The organism is Mycobacterium sp. TH-M82 (assembly GCF_057473605.1).
Map to the genome: position 1 here is coordinate 1 of NZ_JBYCKY010000595.1, position 1,439 is coordinate 1,439.

At 65.7% G+C, this 1,439-nt stretch carries 1 pseudogene; it reads left to right on the forward strand.

Annotation, left to right across the window (positions count from 1 at the left end):
- Nucleotides 1–122 precede the first annotated feature (122 nt).
- Nucleotides 123–1,239: pseudogene (locus tag AC2VON_RS17785) on the forward strand (ISL3 family transposase); the annotation flags it as partial.
- Between the last annotated feature and the right edge of the window lie 200 nt (nt 1,240–1,439).

The following is a 1,439-nucleotide window of genomic DNA, read 5'->3' on the forward strand; positions in this document are numbered from 1 at the left end:
TCGACGCTCACAACAGCGACCCAAAACCCTACGTGTGGACCGCCACCGCCGAGTCCATCCTCGCCAAGGTTGCGCGCGGTCGGATCGCCCTCGAAAAAGTCAGCTAATTACAGGACACACCACTAGCTCATGAGCCGTTCGGGTGGCGGCCCACGACGTTGCTGGTCACGATCCGCCGGTACCGGTGTGCGGGCTGTGCTCATGTGTGGCGTCAAGACAGTGGCAAGGCCGCCGAACCGCGGGCCAAACTGTCCCGACGCGGATTGCGGTGGGCGCTGGAAGCCATTGTCTGCCAACATCTGTCCGTGGCCCGGATCGCAGAAGCGTTGGCGGTGTCGTGGAACACCGCCAACAACGCGGTGCTCGCCGAAGGCCGCCGAGTCCTCATCGCCGATCCGGCCCGCTTCGACTCGGTGGCGGTGATCGGCGTCGACGAACACGTCTGGCGGCACACCCGCCGCGGCGACAAGTACGTCACCGTCATCATCGACCTGACCCCGGTCCGCGACAAGACCGGCCCGGCACGGTTGCTCGACATGGTCGAGGGCCGATCCAAAAAGGCATTCCAGGATTGGTTGGCTGAGCGGCCCAAGCAGTGGCGTGATGGTGTGCAAGTCGTTGCCATGGACGGATTCTCCGGGTTCAACCGCCACCGCTGAAGAGCTGCCCGACGCGGCGACAGTGATGGACCCCTTCCACGTGGTGCGCCTGGCCGGCAACGCCCTCGACGAATGCCGGCGTCGGGTCCAGCTGGACACCTGCGGGCACCGCGGCCGCAAGACCGATCCGCTCTACGCCTGCCGGCGCACCCTGCAGACTGGCGCCGATCTGCTCACCGACAAACAGAAAGCCCGGCTGAGCGCCCTGTTCTCCATCGACGCCCATGCCGAGGTCGAGGCCACCTGGACGATGTATCAGCGCATCGTGGCCGCCTATCGGCACCCCGACCGCAAGACCGGCCGCACCATGATGGCCGCGCTGATCACCACGCTGAGCGCCGGCGTCCCCAAGCCCCTGCAGGAAGTCATCACGCTCGGGCGGACGCTGAAGAAGCGCGCCGCCGACGTCCTGGCCTACTTCGACCGGCCCGGCACTTCCAACGGGCCAACCGAAGCGATCAACGGCCGCCTCGAACACCTCCGCGGCTCAGCACTGGGCTTTCGCAACCTCACCAACTACATCGCCAGATCCCTGCTAGAAACCGGGGGATTCAGACCCCGACTACACCCTCGATTGTGAAGAGCCAGAAAACTCCGCCCGCCGGATACGATTCCACTGCACCCGCAAACAGCGGACCGCAACCCAGACTTCATGCTGATTGCCCGGTCAAAATTGAAGAGCCGTCAACGCGGCGTCGGTGCGCAATCTGCCCGGCCGCAAGACCGACGTCTCAGACGCCGCCTGGCTGGCTGACCTGGGTGCCCACGGGCTGGTGAAGG